1 protein-coding gene is annotated in these 1,463 nt (G+C 59.9%); it reads left to right on the top strand.

The genetic code is table 11. The annotated features are described in order from the left end of the window. Positions 1-113 precede the first annotated feature (113 nt). A partial coding sequence (locus tag AYK65_RS31020) for an NAD-dependent succinate-semialdehyde dehydrogenase (protein WP_081163183.1) occupies positions 114-1,463 on the top strand: 1,350 nt, incomplete at its 3' end.

The raw sequence follows: 1,463 nt of genomic DNA, 5'->3' as shown, positions 1-1,463 counted from the left end.
GTCTTCGTCGTTGGGCGAAGGCGTAAGCCAAATCGGTAGCCGCAAAAGATTCAAAACGGGGCTCAGCACGGGTGGTGCCTGAGCGCCCGACACCCACTCCTAAGGAAAAGAACATGTATACGAAGCTGGCACTCCTCATAGATGGGGAATGGATCGAAGAAGCCTCTGGCGGGAGCGAGACTGTTCTCAATCCTGCGACCGAACAGCCGCTTGGCACGCTCCCGCACGCAGGAAAAGCAGAGCTCGATCGCGCACTGTCGGCTGCAGGCCGCGCCTTCGAAAGCTGGAAGCGAACATCGCCGTTTGAGCGTGGCAACATCTTGCGCCGCGCGGCCGATCTGATGCGAGAGCGTCTGGAGCAAATCGCCACAGTGCTGACGTCGGAGGAAGGGAAGACGCTTGCGGAAGCAAAAGGTGAGATCACTGCGGCAGCGGAATTCTTCGACTGGTTTGCGGAAGAGGGACGACGCAGCTATGGCCGCGTTATTCCTGCTCGGCTCGCTGACATGCGCCAGACGGTTACACAAGAACCAGTTGGCCCAGTGGCTTGCTTCACGCCGTGGAACTTCCCTGCCGTGACGCCAGCGCGCAAGATAGCCCCGGCGCTTGCCGCTGGATGCACCTGCATCATCAAACCCGCTGAAGAAACGCCAGGTACGACGCTGGAAATTGCTCGGGCGCTCACCGACGCAGGCTTGCCAGATGGTGTGCTGAATGTCGTGTTCGGGATTCCCGCGGAGGTCTCCGAATATCTCATCCGCTCACCGGTCATCCGCAAGATCTCCTTCACGGGGTCGACACCGGTAGGGCGTCATCTCGCGCGCTTGGCAGGAGAGACCCTGACGCTTGCTACGATGGAACTCGGCGGCCATGCACCTGTCATCGTCGCGAAAGACGCTGACGTCCAGCGTGCGGCAGAACTCTCCATGGCGATCAAGCTGCGCAACACCGGTCAGGTCTGCACCTCTCCTACGCGCTTCTTCGTCGAACGGCCGATCTATGCTGAATACCTTGAGCATGCTCGGGCATTTGCCGACAAACAGGTGGTTGGCGATGGTCTGCAGGCGGGTACAACGGTAGGGCCGGTAGCCAACAGCCGTCGTGTCGCTGCGATGGATGACCTCATCAGCGACGCTCTTGCCCATCAGGCCCGGCTTGTCGTGGGCGGCGAGCGCATTAAAGCTCCGGGGCTAATGTACAAGCCGACAATCCTGGCGGATATCTCCGATCAAGCGCGGGCCATGACGGAAGAACCCTTTGGCCCTCTTGCCTTGATACAACCTGTTGATGATATAGAACAGGGCCTCGCACGAGCGAACGCATTGCCGTATGGATTGGCCGGATATGCCTTCACGCGCTCCGCTGCGACTGCCAATCGCATTTCGGAGGCGATGGAAGTTGGTGTGATCGGGATCAACCAGATGGTGGTGACGATCCCGGAGACTCCGTTCGGCGGTATCGGC

The sequence above is a fragment of the Ensifer aridi genome, from assembly GCF_002078505.1.
Lineage (GTDB): Bacteria > Pseudomonadota > Alphaproteobacteria > Rhizobiales > Rhizobiaceae > Sinorhizobium > Sinorhizobium aridi.
The sequence above is the reverse complement of the archived record's forward strand: the minus strand, read 5'-3'. Positions and strand labels throughout refer to the sequence as shown.